Origin of the sequence: Bacillus sp. ISL-4, from assembly GCF_018613275.1 — a bacterium.
Lineage (GTDB): Bacteria > Bacillota > Bacilli > Bacillales > DSM-1321 > Peribacillus > Peribacillus simplex_E.
Genome location: NZ_JAGGQN010000003.1, coordinates 145,562 through 163,462 on the forward strand (window position 1 = coordinate 145,562; position 17,901 = coordinate 163,462).

Annotated in this window: 16 protein-coding genes, 4 pseudogenes and 2 riboswitches; of the genes and pseudogenes, 3 read left to right on the forward strand and 17 right to left on the reverse strand. The window is 40.2% G+C overall.

Features of this window, described 5'->3' with window-relative positions; translation table 11 throughout:
- Window position 1 precedes the first annotated feature (1 nt).
- A complete protein-coding gene (mtnW, locus tag J7J00_RS02425; RefSeq protein ID WP_076366072.1) occupies window positions 2–1,234 on the reverse strand; it encodes a 2,3-diketo-5-methylthiopentyl-1-phosphate enolase in 1,233 nt (410 codons plus the stop codon).
- Window positions 1,235–1,340: 106 nt separating this feature from the next.
- Window positions 1,341–1,493: riboswitch (SAM riboswitch) on the reverse strand.
- 132 nt (window positions 1,494–1,625) lie between these two features.
- A complete protein-coding gene (locus J7J00_RS02430; RefSeq protein ID WP_286201147.1) occupies window positions 1,626–2,798 on the reverse strand; it encodes a pyridoxal phosphate-dependent aminotransferase in 1,173 nt (390 codons plus the stop codon).
- Between the two features lie 99 nt (window positions 2,799–2,897).
- On the opposite strand from J7J00_RS02430, the gene J7J00_RS02435 reads away from it, so the two are divergent.
- The 3 genes from J7J00_RS02435 (at window position 2,898) to mtnA (ending at window position 6,247) form a co-directional block, all read left to right on the forward strand.
- Complete coding sequence (locus J7J00_RS02435; protein ID WP_214787151.1) at window positions 2,898–3,680, forward strand: carbon-nitrogen family hydrolase; 783 nt, start codon at window positions 2,898–2,900, stop codon at window positions 3,678–3,680.
- Window positions 3,681–3,751: 71 nt separating this feature from the next.
- A riboswitch (SAM riboswitch) is annotated at window positions 3,752–3,905 on the forward strand.
- A 78-nt stretch (window positions 3,906–3,983) separates the two neighbouring features.
- Window positions 3,984–5,186 (forward strand): S-methyl-5-thioribose kinase, encoded by a 1,203-nt coding sequence (gene mtnK, locus J7J00_RS02440; RefSeq protein WP_214787153.1) that lies wholly within the window; start codon window positions 3,984–3,986, stop codon window positions 5,184–5,186.
- Window positions 5,187–5,200: 14 nt separating this feature from the next.
- Complete coding sequence (gene mtnA / locus J7J00_RS02445; RefSeq protein WP_214787155.1) at window positions 5,201–6,247, forward strand: S-methyl-5-thioribose-1-phosphate isomerase; 1,047 nt, start codon at window positions 5,201–5,203, stop codon at window positions 6,245–6,247.
- A 157-nt stretch (window positions 6,248–6,404) separates the two neighbouring features.
- On the opposite strand, the gene J7J00_RS02450 is transcribed toward mtnA, so the two are convergent.
- From J7J00_RS02450 to qoxB, 15 genes and pseudogenes are all read right to left on the reverse strand, one after another.
- Window positions 6,405–7,292 carry an LCP family protein gene (locus tag J7J00_RS02450; protein ID WP_214787157.1) on the reverse strand — a complete coding sequence of 296 codons (888 nt, stop codon included), beginning with the start codon at window positions 7,290–7,292 and terminating at the stop codon, window positions 6,405–6,407.
- 117 nt (window positions 7,293–7,409) lie between these two features.
- Window positions 7,410–8,894, reverse strand: a complete 1,485-nt coding sequence (locus J7J00_RS02455) for a lmo1851 family serine protease (RefSeq protein WP_214787158.1) — start codon at window positions 8,892–8,894, stop codon at window positions 7,410–7,412.
- 259 nt (window positions 8,895–9,153) lie between these two features.
- Complete coding sequence (gene deoD, locus J7J00_RS02460; protein WP_076366058.1) at window positions 9,154–9,858, reverse strand: purine-nucleoside phosphorylase; 705 nt, start codon at window positions 9,856–9,858, stop codon at window positions 9,154–9,156.
- A gap of 234 nt (window positions 9,859–10,092) precedes the next feature.
- Window positions 10,093–10,263 carry a YozD family protein gene (locus tag J7J00_RS02465; RefSeq protein WP_064505166.1) on the reverse strand — a complete coding sequence of 57 codons (171 nt, stop codon included), beginning with the start codon at window positions 10,261–10,263 and terminating at the stop codon, window positions 10,093–10,095.
- A 179-nt stretch (window positions 10,264–10,442) separates the two neighbouring features.
- On the reverse strand, window positions 10,443–11,150 hold the full coding sequence (locus J7J00_RS02470) for a hypothetical protein (RefSeq protein ID WP_214787160.1): 708 nt from the start codon (window positions 11,148–11,150) through the stop codon (window positions 10,443–10,445).
- A gap of 154 nt (window positions 11,151–11,304) precedes the next feature.
- The gene (locus J7J00_RS28800; protein ID WP_396020472.1) at window positions 11,305–11,832 is read right to left on the reverse strand and encodes a sensor histidine kinase; all 528 of its coding nucleotides are present in this window, start codon (window positions 11,830–11,832) and stop codon (window positions 11,305–11,307) included.
- A pseudogene (locus J7J00_RS28805) lies at window positions 11,830–11,895 on the reverse strand (hypothetical protein); the annotation flags it as partial. The gene J7J00_RS28800 and the pseudogene J7J00_RS28805, both read right to left, overlap by 3 nt.
- Window positions 11,874–11,976: pseudogene (locus tag J7J00_RS28810) on the reverse strand (histidine kinase dimerization/phospho-acceptor domain-containing protein); the annotation flags it as partial. The pseudogenes J7J00_RS28805 and J7J00_RS28810, both read right to left, overlap by 22 nt.
- Window positions 11,977–12,441: 465 nt before the next feature.
- Window positions 12,442–13,071 (reverse strand): annotated as a pseudogene (locus J7J00_RS28815) (PDC sensor domain-containing protein); the annotation flags it as partial.
- 14 nt (window positions 13,072–13,085) lie between these two features.
- Window positions 13,086–13,328: a YozE family protein gene (locus tag J7J00_RS02480; protein WP_214787164.1), complete on the reverse strand. Its 243-nt coding sequence runs from the start codon at window positions 13,326–13,328 to the stop codon at window positions 13,086–13,088.
- A 497-nt stretch (window positions 13,329–13,825) separates the two neighbouring features.
- A complete protein-coding gene (locus J7J00_RS02485; RefSeq protein ID WP_214787166.1) occupies window positions 13,826–14,104 on the reverse strand; it encodes a YokU family protein in 279 nt (92 codons plus the stop codon).
- Window position 14,105: 1 nt separating this feature from the next.
- Window positions 14,106–14,512, reverse strand: a pseudogene (locus J7J00_RS02490) (lysine 2,3-aminomutase); the annotation flags it as partial.
- Window positions 14,513–15,060: 548 nt separating this feature from the next.
- Window positions 15,061–15,348, reverse strand: coding sequence for a cytochrome aa3 quinol oxidase subunit IV (qoxD, locus tag J7J00_RS02495; RefSeq protein WP_144528982.1), 288 nt, complete (start codon window positions 15,346–15,348; stop codon window positions 15,061–15,063).
- A 2-nt stretch (window positions 15,349–15,350) separates the two neighbouring features.
- Window positions 15,351–15,947: a cytochrome aa3 quinol oxidase subunit III gene (qoxC, locus tag J7J00_RS02500; protein ID WP_144528983.1), complete on the reverse strand. Its 597-nt coding sequence runs from the start codon at window positions 15,945–15,947 to the stop codon at window positions 15,351–15,353.
- Window positions 15,938–17,893 (reverse strand): cytochrome aa3 quinol oxidase subunit I, encoded by a 1,956-nt coding sequence (gene qoxB / locus J7J00_RS02505; RefSeq protein ID WP_214787168.1) that lies wholly within the window; start codon window positions 17,891–17,893, stop codon window positions 15,938–15,940. Before qoxB ends, qoxC begins: the two co-directional genes overlap by 10 nt.
- Window positions 17,894–17,901 lie beyond the last annotated feature (8 nt).

The following is a 17,901-nucleotide window of genomic DNA, read 5'->3' on the forward strand; positions in this document are numbered from 1 at the left end:
CTTATAAGCCTCCCCATAACACAAGAGCTTTTTTTAGTGTTTCTTCCTCAGCCGCCGCTTCAGATAGGTCCTTTCCTGCTAGAACGGCTTCCACAGCAGAACGGAAAGCCTTGGCCCCGCCCTCTGCTCCGTCAGGGTGCCCGTGAATTCCGCCCCCTGCATTAATCACGCTATCGAGCCCAAAATCCTTGATTAGGTCCGGAACCATGCCTGGATGAATGCCTGCAGAAGGAACAGGGAAGGCTTTTTTCCATGAAAGTTCATCTTTTGTCAGAGCTTCAGCAATCGCCAAGGTCTCCTTTTTTTCTAGTGCGACATTTCCATAAGGGGATGGGAACAAGGATAAATCCGCACCTGATAACCTTACTAATTTACCAAGCAATAACGGATAGCCGATCCCATAAAATGATGAAGATGCCAATGCCCCGCTATATGCGGGATGCGCCATGATCGGCAGCTTGATACGATCATGTTCACTCAAGGCCTGCAATACATCCAAACCATATGTATGAACGTTGAACAATAAAGCATCTGCCCCTGCTTCAGCCGCCTGCTCTGCCTTATCCAGTAATTCAAATGTTTTCCCTGATAGATTGACAGCATATAAAGTTCGGTGGCCAGTGGTTTCATGGACTTCATTCAAAATTCTTTTTCCCGTTTTTATCCTATCGAAAAATGGAGTCAGTTCCTGGTCGAAGAGGATCTCATCATCTTTAACTAGGTCGACACCTCCTAATGCTTGTTGCCTCAGTTGCTCATTATGGAATGTCAGGTCCCTTCCTAATACACCTTTAAAGATGCTCATCACCAGGGGCCGGTTAAATACGCCAATCTTTTCCCTTATGCCTCCAATACCAAATTGCGGCCCGGGAAAAGCTTTTTGAATATCACCGACAAAATCCAGGTCGATAAGTTTTATTTCTCCGTCCAATGAAAGTTTGCCGAAGACCGTCGTGAGGATTGCAGGTAAATCAATGGAGAAATTCCCTGCCGGATAGGCAATTTTAATAAGCGAACGGTATACTTTACGATTAAAGTAGCTGTTTGCCCTCTCTTCTTCAGATAGTGGTGTCACCGATACGACGCGCCCCTTATGTTTTTCCAGTTGTTTCTGGACCAAATGTGGCAGGTCCGTCCATGTCCCGACAGTCAAACCTAAGGCAATGCTCTCTGCTTTTTTCTCATGATTTCCATTGAAGTCATGAATTAAATAAGTAGCGACTATCTCGCTCATCTGAATCACTCCTATAACACGTTAGTAAACTCTCGATGTCATTAACCTGTAATGTTCTCAAAATGGCAAAAGCCCCTTCATAAAGAAGAGGCTTTAAAAAGCCATCTTCTTATCTCCCAGCCAATGGCTGCAAGAATTAGCACCGTGCCTTGTGGATTTAAAGAAAATCCGGCGAAGAATTCCGCCCCATTTTACAATGGAATTACGGTCGGTTGCTGGGCTTCATAGGGCTAGTCCCTCCACCTGCTCAAAATAAGAAAACGCTGATATATAAATTGCATTCAAGTATCGAAAGATTAAGAATTTATTTTGTATTCTGACAGGTAATCCCTACTTTGTCAATAAGTTTTAACTATTTAACGGTGAATAAATCGGATACCTCATTCCATCGTTAAAATAAGTTTAATGTACGTATTCGTTCCACAGCCTCTTCAAGCCGTTCTTCCGAAGTCAGCAGTCCTACCCGGACGTAACCTTCGCCAAATTCACCGAATCCATTCCCTGCGGCAACAGCTACGTGGGCATGGGTTAATAAGTAATCTGCAAAACTCTCTGACGTAAACCCTTTAGGTACCTTGAGCCAGGCAAAAAACGATGCCGCAGGCGCTTTGACTTCCCAGCCGATTGCCCTCAATCCCTCAATGAAAACATTCCTTCGTCCTTCGTACATCTGCACTAACTGCTCTACACAGCTCTGCGAGTCAAGCAAAGCACTTGCCGCAGCTTCTTGTATCGCCGGGAAAAGACTTACATAAAGATGGTCTTGTAATAGTTCAAGAGCTTCTATTACACTCTTATTCCCCACTGCGAAGCCGACTCTCCACCCTGCCATATTGTATGTTTTCGATAGTGTGTATATTTCTATTCCTATATCCTTCGCCCCCTCCGCCTGGAGAAAGCTAATCGGTTTTTTTCCTTCAAATCCGATCGCACCATAAGCGAAATCGTGGACCACACAAATGGAATGCTCTTTTGCGTAGGAGACGGTTTCATCAAAGAAACTTTCAGTTGCAGAAGCACCTGTGGGATTATTCGGATAGTTCAAGAACATCATTTTGGCTTTATCAAGTACTTCTTTATGTATGTCATCGTATTTCGGAAGAAAATCATTTTCTTCTGTCAAGGGCATGAGTTCGGTCTTTGCCTGGGCTAAAACAACCCCGGAAAGATAATCCGGATAGCCGGGATCTGGAACAAGGATCGTATCACCTGGATTCAATAAACACTGCGGCAGTTCGACAAGACCTGCCTTCCCCCCGAAGAGAATCGCCACTTCACTATTCGGATCCAGCGTGACACCGTATTCTCGTTCATAAAAGACGGCGGCAGCATCTTTTAAATATTGATGTCCCCGGAATGGCGAATATTTATGATTAATCGATTTTTCAGCGGCAGACTGCAAACTTTTCACGATATGTTCTGGCGTCGGCTGATCAGGGTTTCCCTGGCCTAAATTAATGACATCATGTCCTTGCTCCGTGATCGCATTGACTTTTGCGACTAGTGAAGCAAAAAACTGCTTGGGCAGGTTCTGAAGCTGGCCGGATTTTTCGAATTGCACCATTTATACACCTTCTCTGAAATTTCTTGAAATTCTAGTCACAAATGATATATGTTTATCATAGTCTTGTAAAGTATTTTTTACATGTGGGGGTTTTAAACGATGAAGTGGAAAATAGCTTGTATTCAAATGGATATAGCCTTCGGGCAACCAGATCTCAATTTTCAGGTTGCAGAACAATGGATGGAAAAAGCAGCACGGTCAGAACCCGATATCGTCATTTTACCGGAACTTTGGACAACAGGATACGACTTGACCAGGTTAAACGAGATTGCTGATCACGAGGCAGAAAAAACGATTGAATTTTTTAAAACACAGGCACAGAAACACCAGATTCACATCATAGGCGGTTCCATTGCGAAAAAAACAAGCAAGGGAATCTATAACACCATGATCATCATCGATAAACATGGAAATCTCATTAAAGAATATGATAAGCTTCACTTATTTCAGTTAATGGATGAACATCATTTCCTGCAACCAGGAGAAAAAGATGGCTTATTTACTCTTGATGAAAAAATATGTGCTGGATTCGTTTGTTATGACATCCGTTTTCCTGAATGGCAGCGAGCCCATACCGTTCAAGGCGCCGAAGTTCTATTCGTAACGGCTGAATGGCCAAAGTCGAGACTCGATCATTGGAGAGCCTTGTTGATTAGCCGTGCCATCGAGAACCAAGCTTATGTTGTAGCCGTTAATCGTTCAGGTTCGGATGTCAATAATATATTTGCGGGTCATTCCTTGATTATTGATCCATGGGGGAATATCATAAGTGAAGCCGGAGAAGAAAACGAACTCTTGACAGGCATCCTGGACTTCAATAAAGTTACGGAAGCCCGTAACAAAATACCTGTATTCGAAGATCGCCGCCCTGATTTTTATTAATTTACCCATTGACAAACTATTTAAAAAGTTGTTATTATTTTCCCGAAGATTAAAATTTCAGAAAACATTTACTCTTATCAAGAGCAGGCTGAGGGATAAAGGCCCTATGAAGCCCAGCAACCGACTGTAATACCATTGTGAAATGGGGCGGATTCACCGCCGGATTATAAAATCCACAGAGCACGGTGCTAATTCCACCAGAATTCATATTCTGGAAGATAAGAGGTCCGAAGCCAAAACTTCTGCCTCTTTCTATATGAAAGAGGCTTTTTTATTCTTATTTTGAATCTGGAGGGGAAAAGAATGACGCAAAACCATTCAAATTTTAAGAGATTGACAAACGAAACAGCAATAACCCTTGCAAAAAAACTTGGGTTGGTCAATGCGGATGCAAGTTTAAAATGTAAAGAAATCGGCGATGGAAACTTAAATTATGTTTTTCATATAACAGACACGCACACAAATAAAGGAATAATCATCAAACAAGCGGTCCCTTATGCCAAGGTACTTGGTGAAAGCTGGCCGCTGACATTGAAAAGGGCTGCCATTGAAGCGAATGCGCTGATTCATTTCAGAAGTTATTGCCCCGAATTCGTACCGCAAGTCTATTATTCGGATGAACAGCTTGCCATCACGGTCATGGAGGATTTATCTCACTTGAAAATCGTTAGAACAGGATTGATCGATGGCGATTCATATCCATTGCTTTCACAGCATATTGGTGAGTATGTTGCGAAGACGTCATTTTATACATCCGATTACCATTTAGAGCCATCTGCGAAAAAGGAAGTGGCCCGACATTTCACGAATCCGGAACTCTGCAAAATCACTGAGGTCTTTATTTTCACGGATCCATTTTTTGAGGAACTCCCGGGAGACTTCGAGGTGGAATTGACTGATGCCGCCAAAAATATCTGGAATGATCAAGAAGTGATACTTGAGGTCGCTAAGCTGAAACAAAGCTTTGAAACCGAGCAGGAAGCCTTACTTCATGGAGATTTACATACTGGAAGTATATTTGCAAGTGAAACTGAAACAAAGGTTATTGATCCGGAATTCGCTTTTTATGGGCCCGTTGGTTTTGACCTTGGTCAATACACCGCCAACCTTCTCTTCCAGGCAGTCACACGCAATGACGCTGGAAAGGAAGAGATTTTCACACACCTTCATGAATTTTGGAATGCCTTTGAAGAAACTTATACCGAATTATGGGAAGGTCAAAATAAAAGCCCATTCCGCCATGTGAAAGGTTATCTGCCTTACTTACTGACAAAATTCAAAAAAGATGCTTTCGGTTTTGCCGGCTGTGAACTGATTCGGCGAACCATTGGCCTTTCCCATGTTGCCGATTTAAACGTCATTGAAAATAAAGAAACAAGGATTGCTGCCAAAACGGCATCATTGGAAATTGGTGCATTTTTAATTAAAAAACGGGAAGAATTGGATGTTCCAGCTGTCATTGAAGCGTTGAAGCAACGTACCCTGCCATCTTATTCAACCATTTAAAAGGAGACCTGCACATGACTACACTAGCACCCTTACCATATTCGGTACAATGGGATGATACCCATATTATATTATTAAATCAACAAGCCCTTCCTTCCATAACTGAATTTATTGAACTTCATTCTGTTGATGATGTATATGACAGCATTTTGACATTAAAAGTTCGCGGTGCCCCAGCAATTGGACTGACGGCAGCATTTGGTGTTGCTCTTGGTGCCAAACAGGAAACAAGCGCTGAATTAGGGGATTTCAAGAGAAATGTAACGAGGCATATTGAAAAACTCGCCTCTTCACGGCCAACTGCAGTCAACCTTTTTTGGGCGTTAAGGAGGATGGAGAACACCTTGCATTCTGCGCAAAGCATTTCAGCTGCAAAGGAAGCACTTGTATCGGAGGCTAAAGCCATCTTTGCTGAAGATGAAGAAATGTGCAGGAAAATCGGGGAACATGGTTTATCCTTATTCAATAGAGGAGATTCCATTCTCACTCATTGCAACGCTGGGGGAATTGCCACAGCTCGGTATGGCACAGCCCTGGCTCCCTTCCACCTTGCTAAAGAAAGGGACTTTCCGCTAAAAGTGTTCGCATGTGAAACCAGGCCTGTCCTGCAAGGTGCGCGTTTGACGGCTTGGGAATTGATGCAAGCAGGGGTTGATGTCACCTTAATTTCAGATAATATGGCTGCACATACGATTCACCACAAACAAATAAATGGAATTATCGTCGGGGCCGACAGGATCGCGGCTAATGGAGATACAGCCAATAAAATCGGGACATTGGGATTGGCCATATTAGCCAAGCACTTTGGCATCCCCTTTTATGTGGCCGCACCATCAAGCACATTCGACCTTTCTATCGAATCCGGCACATCCATCCCGATCGAAGAACGGAATGAAGCGGAAATCACCTTCATTCAAGGTGTAAGGATCGCTCCGGAAAACGTGAAGACTTTCAACCCAGCATTTGACGTTACACCAAATCATCTTATTACGAGCATCATTACCGAAAACGGCATCATAACACCGGATTTCATTAAAAACATTCCGCATTTTGTTAATTGATCCAGGTTCCCTATTGGTGATAAAAAAACGAGAAGGATTTCGTATCCCTCTCGTTTTTTAAAGATGATGATTATTCTTACAAGGTCTATAATACAATAATTCAAGTGAATTGGAACATATTCACTTAATATAAGGTTGTTTTCAATAATAGATCTTATTATTTTGAAAAGAACTCCTGAAGTGCCTTTTTATTTTTAGTGTAGTCCATTTCCAAAACGGCTCCGGACTGGGGATATATTACATCTTTAAAGCTTCCTTCCACTGGAACCCTTAAGGTTTCGACGGTGTCCGGTGTATGGAAGACGGCTTTTGGACCCATTTCCATTATTGTTTTCAGTCCAATATCTGTATCCAGGTACGAGAGTCCTTGTTCGATGATACTAGGAAAGGCTGCCATCCCTTCGAAGGATGAGATTTGATTTATGAACGCTGTTTTTAATTGGACCATTACTTCTTGTTGACGCTCTACCCTTCCAAAATCACTTTCATCGTCATGCCTAAAACGGACATATTTCAATATTTCCTCACCATGTAAAACATTTTTACCAACACTTGCTTGAATGCTCATATCATCAATGATTTCCTGATCCACATTCACCGCTACCCCCTCAGGGGCAAGTAAATCGACCATCTTCACAAATCCCTGGAAATCGATTACCGCTACATGATCGACCTTGATATCGAAGTTCTCCTGTATGGTTTTCTTGAGCAGTTCCCTTCCACCATAATAATAAGCTGCATTTATTTTGTTATATCCTGATTTATTCCCGGGCATTTTTACATAACTATCACGCATGATGGAAGCCAGCTTCAGTTTCTCCTGCTCAGGAAAGTATTTTGCCAGGATAATCGCATCTGATCGAGATTTTTGCTCTCCCCTTGTATCAACACCAATTAACAGAAATGTTTTCACGCTTTCCTGGTCCTCTTCTTTGGTTAGTTTTTTTTCCGTACCTGCATTTCCATTTTGTTTGGGTAAAGGGGCATAGGTGCAGCCTGCCAGAATCAAGATCAATAGATATATGAAAAATACCTTTTCTTTCATTACCTCACCTCATCGGAAAATTACCCCTATTATCTGTCTAATATTGGAATTTTATGCATTTAACGACAAAAAAGCCTGCCAACGATAATCGCTGACAGGCTTTTCGGGCATAATCATTTATTTGATTTCTTTCTTTAATACTTCTACTGCCTTTTTCACTTGTGTGTCGTTTTTAAGGATCTTCTCGCGGATGACCTGCATCAATTTCACGGTAGTATCATCTTTAATAGTCCCAGTTTCTTTAATTTTTTGTTCCTTCTGGAATGCTATGACCGCATTCGTGGTTGCTTCATCAAAGAATCCATCTATCTTTCCTGGATCATGTCCTGCTTCCTTCAGCATCTCTTCAGCTGCTTTCACTTCACTCGAAGAATCGGATGCTTTCAATTCCTTATCAGGTGAAATGTACGGAAGGCTGGCATAATCAGGAAGCTTTACATTAATATCCGGCTTGATCCCTTTTTTATGAATCCAATTGCCTTCAGGAGTCAACCATTTAGCTGCCGTATATTTGAAGTTAGATCCATCTTTAAAGTCTTGGGCAGTCTGAACTGTCCCTTTCCCAAATGACTTGACACCGATCAATGGAATGTCCGCAGACTCACTGACAGCCGCTGCAACGATTTCAGAAGCACTGGCACTTCCGTCATCAATCAACACGACTACCGGGATTTTCAGTTCTCCATCATTCTCCGATTTATAGACTTCTTTTTTCCCGCTGCGCTCCTCAACTTGAAGGACCACTTTCCCATTAGGTATGAACAGGCTTGCCATTTCTATTGCTTGGTCAAGAAGTCCCCCTGGGTTTCCGCGCAAATCCAATACAAGACCCTTCATATCCTTCTTCGACATTTCTTCAAGCGCCGTTTTCAGCTCTTGGACTGTATGTTCGGAAAAACTGGTCACTTGAATTTTTGCAACTCCATCATCAAGCATTTCCGCATATACCGTTTCAATCGGAATTGTATCCCGTTTAATTGTGAGATCAATCGGTTCCGACTCACCAGCTCTTGAGATGGATAAATTCACTTTCGTTCCCTTTTCGCCCCTGATTTTCAGGACAGCTTCAGAAGAGCTTAGTCCTTCAACGCTTTTACCGTCCACACTTAAAATGATATCATTCGGTTTTACCCCTGCTTTTTCTGCTGGGGACCCTTTTATCGGTGAGACGACCATGATTTTTCCATCCTGCTCCTGAATTTCGGCACCGATTCCTTCAAAGGATGAAGAGATGCTCTCATGGAAACTCGAAGCTTCCTTTTTATCCATATAAGCAGAGTAGGGATCATCCAATGATTTGATCATTCCATTAATTGCCCCGTCAACCAGCTTATCTTGATCAATCTCTTCATAATAGTTATCTTTTATCGTGTCATATGTAGAATACAGCTTTTCAAATTCCGAATGTTTATCCGGTGCTAATGACTCTACTTTTTCATCTCCAAAGGTCAAGGCTATTGTAGTAATCCCTGCAGTTAGAAATATGACTAAGAAAATCCCCATAATGAACGTAAACTTCTTTATTTTAATGAATTTCCCTGCCTCTTTTGGCTGTTTTTGATTTTCTTCTTCCACTGAAGCCTCACCACTTTCATTCTTCATGACGATATAAACGATTTCATTCCTATTTTATCAGCTTTCATGCTAATCGAAAAATAATAGTTATCAAAAATAACAACTTATGACCATATGTATTTTTTTACCGCTTCGCAAACGTTAATATAGAGAAAGCTCCAAGGGCAACAGCCATCTCCGACATTACAAAAATACGGATACCAAGGAATAAATGAGCCTGTATCCCAACTGTCATTATACAGCATCACTTATTCCTGGTAACCCGCCTGACATTTACATCCAATTATCAATCCTTGATAGCTGCTTCCAATGCCACCTCAACCATTTCGTTAAAAGTTGACTGGCGCTCATCCGACGTCGTTTCTTCACCGGTTAAAATGTGATCGGAAATGGTTAATACAGATAAAGCTTGGCGGCCAAATTTAGCGGCAAGCGTGTATAGGGCAGCTGATTCCATTTCTATTGCAAGTATTTGGTATTTTGCCCATTTTTCCAATTCACTATTATCGTTATAAAACTGATCAGCCGTAAATACATTACCGACCTTCAATTGCAAGCCCTTTGCCGTACCGGCGTCATACGCTTTTCTTAGTAATTCGAAATCAGCGGTTGGGGCAAAGTCCACCCCACCGAAAGTCATGCGGTTCATTTGGGAATCGGTGGAAGCACTCATGGCAAGGATCACATCCCTGACTTTTACATCTTTTTGAATCGCTCCTGCAGTTCCCACACGAATCAGCTTCTGGACATTGTAGCTATTCATCAATTCATTCACGTAAATGGAAATCGATGGAACCCCCATGCCTGTACCTTGTACAGAAATTCGTTTCCCTTTATATGTCCCTGTATATCCAAACATGTTACGAACTTCATTATAAAGTTTAGCATCCTCTAAAAATGTTTCAGCAATATATTTTGCACGCAACGGGTCCCCTGGTAGTAAGACCGTTTCCGCAATTTCATTTTCTTTTGCACCAATATGTACGCTCATACGACTATGTCCTCCTTAACTTGTGGTTGAAATGATATTCAAAAACTACTATACCATATCAACCACAAGTTAGGAAAATTGAACCTTATCCTAGAACTTGAAAAACTGGAAATCACGAAAAGACTTTTGGCACCCTTACTCTAAACCGCAAACAAAACGGCGGTGTTCCGCCGTCTTTTTTTTAATCGTTAATAAAATTAAGGGAAAGGAAGCTGCTAACCGTCTTATGACAGGTTACTCATCGACTTCTTCATCAATTATGCATTTTTCAAGAAGATATTCGAATGTGATGTCAGCAAGATCTTCAACTTCAGCTTCTGTTGGAAGATAGCCCCGTCTTATCAATTCTTGAAAAAAGAATTCCGCTATCTCTTCTGTATCAATAAAAACCTCAATTTCTCGCAAATCATCGCCCCCTTATTTAAAGGTCTATGAATGTGTAGAGACAAATATACCAGTAAGGCATCCCATAATGGAAAATCATATGAAGGGCCTATAGTCATCATGGTCCATTTCTTTTCAATTTGAATGGAAGCTTCTATAGGGAATTTGGAAATTGCCCTTTAAAAAATTTGGGATACCTTTCACTTCGTTTGCTTCTTTTTATGATCTGGATAAATTTCCTCTGCCGCTTTTTCAATTTTCGCAAGGGCAATCTTCATGATATGGCGGTATTCATCATCGCCAAAATGTTCGTAGAGCTTACAATAATCATTATATAAATCCAACAGTCCATCAATCATTTCCTTTTTTTCATTTTTTGTCATTGTCATATCTCGCTCACCTTTACCAGGGTTGTTTTGTTTAGAAATGATAGCAAGCTCATTTTTCTTTTTAGGAAGTAGCAGACCCAACTTTTTTATAATTCCGTCTGCACGTTTAGCATCGGCTATCAAAGTCAGTTCTTCTTCATGCGCTTCAAGCCATTCAGCATCCGAGATTCTTGATAACTCATAGATTACATCCTCCCAGGCATTTTCCTTATAGCGCCAAATTTCCGTTCGATAGCCGATAATCTTGAAATAATCCTGTTCATATCCATCCACTTGGACCAAGTCACCTAATAAATATTTATATTCAATATCGATTTGTTCTTTTGGATAAAGGATTTCTCCTTCATATTCATTTATCGATTGCAATGTTTTTTCGATATAAAGACCTTCACTATAGTTCACTTCATACACATAAGCACCATCGAGAAATTTCACATCGGTTATATTCCCGACTGTCCCATACATTGTTATTACGACTGTATCGCCTAATTTAAATTTCGGCTGTTTTTTTTTGCCCATAAGAGACATCCCCCAATATGGTCCTTATCGTTTGATTAGTAAATTATATGCACAAACAAACATGGAGGTTAATGGAAATGAGAGGGCATTTTGCTCATTTAACTAAGTAACCGGCCCATTTATTAAAGGGAACTACAACCAAACAAAAACCGCCTCATTTAATGAGACGGTTCGTAGTGGGGATGATGAGAGTCACTTTCGTTCCTTCGTCGCGGACGCTCTCCATTTGGAATTTACCTTTTAATTCCTCCATTATCTGAATGCACGTCGCCACACCTAATCCGTTACCATCCGGTTTGGTGGTATAAAAGGGCATACCGATATTTTTTAAATCCTCGGGCCTGATGCCTTTTCCATCATCGCTGATCACTAATTTTACATATTGGGACACGGAAGACTGTTGCAGTTCAATCTGCCCCCTTGCTTCAATGGCTTCACAAGAATTATTCAAGACATTCAAGAGAACCTGCCTTAACCGATTTCTGTCTGAATAAACAAAGACGGATTGTGTCACTCCATTAATTATTCTTACATGATAACTCGGATTTGAAGGGGTATAGGTATCTATAATTTCTTCAAGGAAATCCTTTAAATCGAATTTCTCCCATTCCAGTTGATGCGGTTTTGCCAAATCAAGAAGTTGTGTCACGAATGCATTGACCCGATCCACTTCATGAAGCATGACATCACTATATTTTTCTATTAAAGATTTATCATGATCCTGGCTCTTCATTAATTGGAAAAAGCCCTTTATTGTCGTCAACGGGTTCCTGATTTCATGGGCGACACCGGCAGCAAGCTGGCCAACATATTTCAATTTTTCCGTACGGACGATTTCCTTCTCACGTTCTTCTATCGTTTCCATCATTCTTAGAAAGGCAAGGTTCAATTTTTCCATTTCCTCGAAGCTTCTTTTGTCGGATATGATGAATTCCTTTCCCCCTATGAAATCCTCTGTCGCTTCGACAAGTTCTTGAACTGGCCGTATGAGGGTCTTTGTTAGTAAATAGACAGCCAGAATGATAGAAACAAAAACGATGCTGTAGATTGTCAGGTACCGTGTTAATAGGTCATTCAAAGGTTGAAACACCTGTTTCTTATCAGCACCCACAACAACAAACCATTTATTCTCCGTTTCTGCAATCGTATGGACAGGCTGGATGGAATATATTTTTTCCCCATTCTCTGCACTGTACAAATCATCCGATAACGAAGCTTCCATCAGCTTACCTTTAGTTAATCCCATTTCTTTCAAGGCAGAATCCTGCATGACGCCATGCGGGTCATTTTTCGAGATCATGATGCCTTCTTGATTGATCATGAAAAAGTTCACTGGATATTTATCGCTAATTTCATTAGCCTTTTTCTCCATCATCTCCCAAAGCCCTTCCAATCGGAAAGCTGGGGATACCACACCGATCATTTTCCCTGCATCATCATATACCGGCGAACTTAGAACCATTATGGGTTTTGAAAAAGTCCGGGTTTTATAAACGTCAGAAAGGAATTCATGACCTTCTCTGGCCTCTTTGAACCATATTCTCTTCGAGAGGTTGTCCCCGATCATTTTATTTGATGTATCTGCAATGACATTGCCTTCCATATCCAAATGCAAGACACCGTAATAATTACCTTTTGCATCGATAAACTTTTTTAGTTCATCTGATTTCTCTTCTTTTGAATAGCCAGGATTGACGATTACCGAATTTGCACTCATAAACTTCACATCACTGATTCGTTCGTTCAAATAGTTATATGTTTCATTTAAAATATTCAGTGAACCTGCATTCAGGGCATTTTTTGCTTCCTTCTCCAGAAGGGACCGTTGTGATCCATAGGATATGATTCCCAATATCAGAAGAGGAACACTTGCAATAAGTAAAGAGTAAAGCAAAATTCGGGCTTGAAGGCTTTTAAGCATCCTTCCGATCCTCCCTATTCCTGATCTCCCAATATGAGCCCTTCTTCTATTTGGACATACTGTTCCCACGCATGATCGAATACTGACATACTTTCGAGATAGTCTGCATTCAATTCTAAATAACTGCTCAGTTCATTATAATCAGTCGATTGTTTTGGGAAGCCATGGTCCTCATAGGCATGATTGGCAAATTTAGTGATTGCTTCAATTTCCTTCGGTTGTCGAAATTTCATTAAATATAAATAAAATGGTCTCATGATGTCGAGCCCCCCTAAAATAACTATGATTTCTGCTTTAATATATCGGAAACTTTCGCTTCCGTCCACTTTTTTTAAAATCAATTTGGTTTTTTCTTCCTCATTTTAAGAAATCCACGATTTTTCAACACAAAATGCATTCGATATATTACGGAATTACACTAAAATATCGTACTCATTCCATATTTATTTCATCCTTTTAAAGAATTTTTTTACTTTTAACGACTTAGTTCTTCATGACTCGATAAAGGAAACGAAGTGCTTCAATCTTGTTTAACCTAATACCCAGGCCCCATAATAAATACGCTAAGCATGTTCTGTCATGCCGCTTGAAGGATGGGGGAATTTCTCAAAACCTTATTATCCAATTTACCCGCAGGCTTCATTTTGCAAAAGGGAAAATCCCCTACATCTAAGATAGAAATAGTGGTTTACACTGTTCAGTCGTCTAAAATGAGGGGATTTATTCATTTATGGAAAAGTAATACACCTTACCACTAAAAGTCAAAGTAATTATGTTTCAACAGTCTTTTCATGTTCATTAGCTTACTGTTCTTCGTTTGTTTTTCAAGCTGTTTCGAATCAATTAAAAATAGTTGATTTTCAATTTCCTTCACTATTTCATCACTTTGAAAAAAAGCATCGCAACTCTCCCAATGAGATGAAGGGGTTTCCCTAATTTCAACCGCCCTCGTACCATCATCCGGCAGTTCCCAATACACAGTCCCCTTTACTGTTGCAAGCTTAACTTTCTCACACCATGGACACGTCTCCATGCTATTCATCCCCCTTTGGAGTGCCCTTTTTCTGCTGTGCCTGGAATTTCTTTTCTTTTAACAGATCCCGCTTTTCACGTTGGTTTTTCAATGAAGCATACTCTGGGTTGGTCACGTAATTTCCCCGTCTATTCATTCGCTTCAGCCCTTCTGGCACTAAATTGAATTGCTTGTCGTTCATTAAACCCGACACACCTAAATCTGACTGTTTTTATTCCATATCAGGATATACCCCTTTGAAATAATCATCTGCAAGTCCTGGTGTATATTGCTCAGGTTCAGGATATGTGGTTATCACATCTTCAAAATTGCGCAGCAACGTTTTTGTTGGGGATTGTGAAAGGATATAATTGGCTGCAGTGCGATTTTCTCTACCCCTCCTGGAGCATCGATGACGAAGGCAGGGACGTCGTTTTTTATTGTAAGTATGAGATGTGTGTCTTATCTAAAGAAAACATGCGAAAAGAAGCCAATAGATACACGGTTGTTCCACTGACTCCTAAGTTATTTTGCTAGCACCATCTGTTACTTTAATAAGCAAAAAGAACTTAGCTATTGATTAACTTACTTTTAAAGTGGGTACATATAAATTAAAAAGCAAGTACAGAATAATCATCTCTACTTGCCTTTCAATTGAACTCTATTGTTAGTTTTTCTATATTATTTATTGCTTTTATTTGCTGTAAAAAATCCAGTATTTTCACTATCGCCTTACATCTACCCATTTTTCTCAATGATATTGGGGTTCTTACGATTAGTATGAAGAACATACAACTCACGAGTAGGATTTTCACGATGAAGTCCTTGAAGCTTTCATTGCATCTGGAGAAATAGGAAATTTCTTTTTGGTACTCTTCACACCCATCAAACACCTTGCTATTACTTTTCCCTATTCATAGCTCATTGTCCCTATTTCAACTTTAATTACTCATCATACGCTCCCAAGCTGTTTCATATCAATAACTCCAACCCCAGACCATACATAGTATTGTACCGAAGACAGTAATTAGAGCTAGGAATATAGCGCAATATAGAGTCATAAAAATTGATTTGCTATCATCAGTTTCACGAGCATGCATAAACACAACTAGTTGAACAGCCGCTTGTATGAATGCTGTCAATATAAAAATTGTCATTCCTGTTGCTTTTGACATATTGAAGAAGTAAACCAAAAGAGCTACAACCGTCAAAATCAATGAAAATACAAAACCCCATACTTGTTTAGCCGGGAAAAATTCCTTCATGCTTATGTCATTCCTTTCATGTAGATAAAGGTGAAGATAAAGATCCAAACGATATCTAAGAAATGCCAGTATAGAGAGAAAATGAAGGATTTATTGGCTGTTTCAGGTGTCAACCCGCGTTTTTTCACTTGAAGGATAATAAATAACCCCCAGAAAAGTCCTAATGTAACATGTGCTCCATGTGTCCCTAATGTTGTAAAGAGCATCGATGTAAATGCACTAGTTTGAAGTGTAGCTCCTTCGCGATAATAGGTAATGAACTCAGTAATTTCAAATCCTATGAATCCTAATCCAAGAAGGAGAGTGATTACGAAGAATGTCAACATGGCTTTCTTGTTGCCAAGTCGCATGGCATGAATTCCAAGCCCGATGACAAAACTGCTTGTTAAGAGCAAGAATGTTTCAGCAAGTACTGGAGTGATTTCAAAAATTTCTGCTCCAATAGGACCGTTACCCGTACGATCAACTAATGTAAAATATGATGCAAAGAGTGTTGCAAAAAGCATAATTTCGGCTCCAAGGAAAATCCAGAAGCCTAAAATATTTAGACGATTTTGTTCCGTACTATATTCAAGAGGTTGCGAGTGATCTATTTCCATTTATTAACACCTCCGAATTTTGCTTCTGTCTCTTTAATTTCTTCTACAGAAATGTAATGCCCATGATCTATTTCGAATGAACGATGAGCCATGCAAACAAAGATACCGATTAACCCAATAATCGCAAGAAACCAGATGCTGAATACTAACGCAAATCCAAAGACAAAGAAGATACAGGACATGATAAACGGTCCGCCGCTGTTATTGGGCATATGAATTTTTTCATAGTCACCCTTGAATAATTCATGTCCTTTATATTTAGCATCCCAAAACGTTTCCCTTGAATTCACTTGTGGAATAATAGCAAAGTTATATTCTGGTACTGGATTATGAGTAGCCCATTCAAGGGAACGTGCATCCCACGGATCATCACCAACATCTCTTGGAGCATGGCGAATGCTATAGTAAATCGTATATACAATTAATACAAAGCTGATTGCCATAAAAACGGCCCCGATAAACGAAATCATATTCAATGGTCCAAATCCAGTCGATTCAGAGTATGTGTATATACGACGTGCTTGACCATCTAAACCAGTGATATACATAGGGAAGAATGCTAAGCAAAAACCAATGGTTAGAAACCAGAACGCCCATTTCCCAATCCTTTCATTCAACATGAAACCAAACATTTTCGGCCAGTAGTAAGTTCCGGCACCCAGCACAGCAAATACTACACCCGGAATAATGACATTGTGGAAGTGAGCGACTAAAAACATTGTATTATGGTATTGATAATCCGCCGCTGACATCGCAAGCATAACCCCGGTAACTCCACCAATTGTGAAAAGAGGTATGAAACCTATTGAATAAAGCATAGGTACGGTGAATCTGATTCTACCTTTCCACATCGTGAACAACCAGTTAAAGATCTTGATTCCAGTCGGAATAGCAATTACCATCGTTGTAATCGAGAAAATACTATTAACATATGCTGCTTGCCCCATTGTAAAGAAATGGTGCGTCCAAACGAAGAATGAATATATAGAGATAAATACCATTGAAGCAACCATTGATCGATAGCCATATAGGTTACGACGTGAAAAGGTTGGGATAATCTCACTAAATAGACCAAATGCAGGCAAGATCAAGATATATACTTCAGGATGTCCCCAAACCCAGAACAGGTTAGCCCAAAGCATATCCATACCGCCATCAGTCATTGTGAAAAACTTGGTTGCAAATAGTCGATCCATTGTTCCCATGATCAGCGCCACTGTTAATACAGGGAATGCGAAAATGATAATAATGCTTGTGACTAAAGCAGACCATGTAAACATTGGCATTTTCATTAATGTCATACCGGGTGCTCTCATTTTAAGAATAGTCGTCAAAAAGTTAATCCCCGTCATTAATGTACCTATTCCGGCTATCTGAATACCAATCATATAATAATTCGTTCCAACATGCGGGCTAAATTCATTACCTGCAAGCGGGAAATAAGATGACCACCCTGCATCAGGCGAACCACCAATTACAAAAGAGATGTTGAATAGCATCGCACCCATAAAAAATAACCAGAAACTTATGGCATTTAGACGTGGGAATGCTACATCTCGGGCACCAATTTGTAATGGCACTACGAAATTCATTAAGGCCATAATGTACGGCATCGCCATAAAGAGAATCATCACAACCCCGTGTGTTGAAAAAATTTCGTTATAGTGCTGTGAATCTAATAATTTGTTATCCGGTACGGCAAGTTGCGCACGCATCATCACAGCATCTACCCCACCACGAAATAGCATCAACAAAGCAGATATTAGATACATAATGCCTATTCTTTTATGATCGACTGTTGTAAGCCAGCCACTCCATAAATGAAACCATTTTTTAAAGTGGGTTATACCAACAATGATCAAGAGAACAGTAACACCAATGGCTACCATTGATGAGTAAATGACGGGACTAGGATTAGGTATAAGAAATCTAGAGAAAAAACCCATACTTTTGT

What these genes read in the sequence shown, in the direction of transcription:
- mtnW (WP_076366072.1), bottom strand. Translation starts at nt 1,234, where the DNA reads ATGAGCGAGATAGTCGCTACTTATTTAATTCATGACTTCAATGGAAAT.
- J7J00_RS02430 (WP_286201147.1), bottom strand. Translation starts at nt 2,798, where the DNA reads ATGGTGCAATTCGAAAAATCCGGCCAGCTTCAGAACCTGCCCAAGCAG.
- J7J00_RS02435 (WP_214787151.1), top strand. Translation starts at nt 2,898, where the DNA reads ATGAAGTGGAAAATAGCTTGTATTCAAATGGATATAGCCTTCGGGCAA.
- mtnK (WP_214787153.1), top strand. Translation starts at nt 3,984, where the DNA reads ATGACGCAAAACCATTCAAATTTTAAGAGATTGACAAACGAAACAGCA.
- mtnA (WP_214787155.1), top strand. Translation starts at nt 5,201, where the DNA reads ATGACTACACTAGCACCCTTACCATATTCGGTACAATGGGATGATACC.
- J7J00_RS02450 (WP_214787157.1), bottom strand. Translation starts at nt 7,292, where the DNA reads ATGAAAGAAAAGGTATTTTTCATATATCTATTGATCTTGATTCTGGCA.
- J7J00_RS02455 (WP_214787158.1), bottom strand. Translation starts at nt 8,894, where the DNA reads ATGAAGAATGAAAGTGGTGAGGCTTCAGTGGAAGAAGAAAATCAAAAA.
- deoD (WP_076366058.1), bottom strand. Translation starts at nt 9,858, where the DNA reads ATGAGCGTACATATTGGTGCAAAAGAAAATGAAATTGCGGAAACGGTC.
- J7J00_RS02470 (WP_214787160.1), bottom strand. Translation starts at nt 11,150, where the DNA reads ATGGGCAAAAAAAAACAGCCGAAATTTAAATTAGGCGATACAGTCGTA.
- J7J00_RS28800 (WP_396020472.1), bottom strand. Translation starts at nt 11,832, where the DNA reads ATGCTTCATGAAGTGGATCGGGTCAATGCATTCGTGACACAACTTCTT.
- J7J00_RS02480 (WP_214787164.1), bottom strand. Translation starts at nt 13,328, where the DNA reads ATGAGACCATTTTATTTATATTTAATGAAATTTCGACAACCGAAGGAA.
- J7J00_RS02485 (WP_214787166.1), bottom strand. Translation starts at nt 14,104, where the DNA reads ATGGAGACGTGTCCATGGTGTGAGAAAGTTAAGCTTGCAACAGTAAAG.
- qoxD (WP_144528982.1), bottom strand. Translation starts at nt 15,348, where the DNA reads ATGAAGGAATTTTTCCCGGCTAAACAAGTATGGGGTTTTGTATTTTCA.
- qoxC (WP_144528983.1), bottom strand. Translation starts at nt 15,947, where the DNA reads ATGGAAATAGATCACTCGCAACCTCTTGAATATAGTACGGAACAAAAT.
- qoxB (WP_214787168.1), bottom strand. Translation starts at nt 17,893, where the DNA reads ATGGGTTTTTTCTCTAGATTTCTTATACCTAATCCTAGTCCCGTCATT.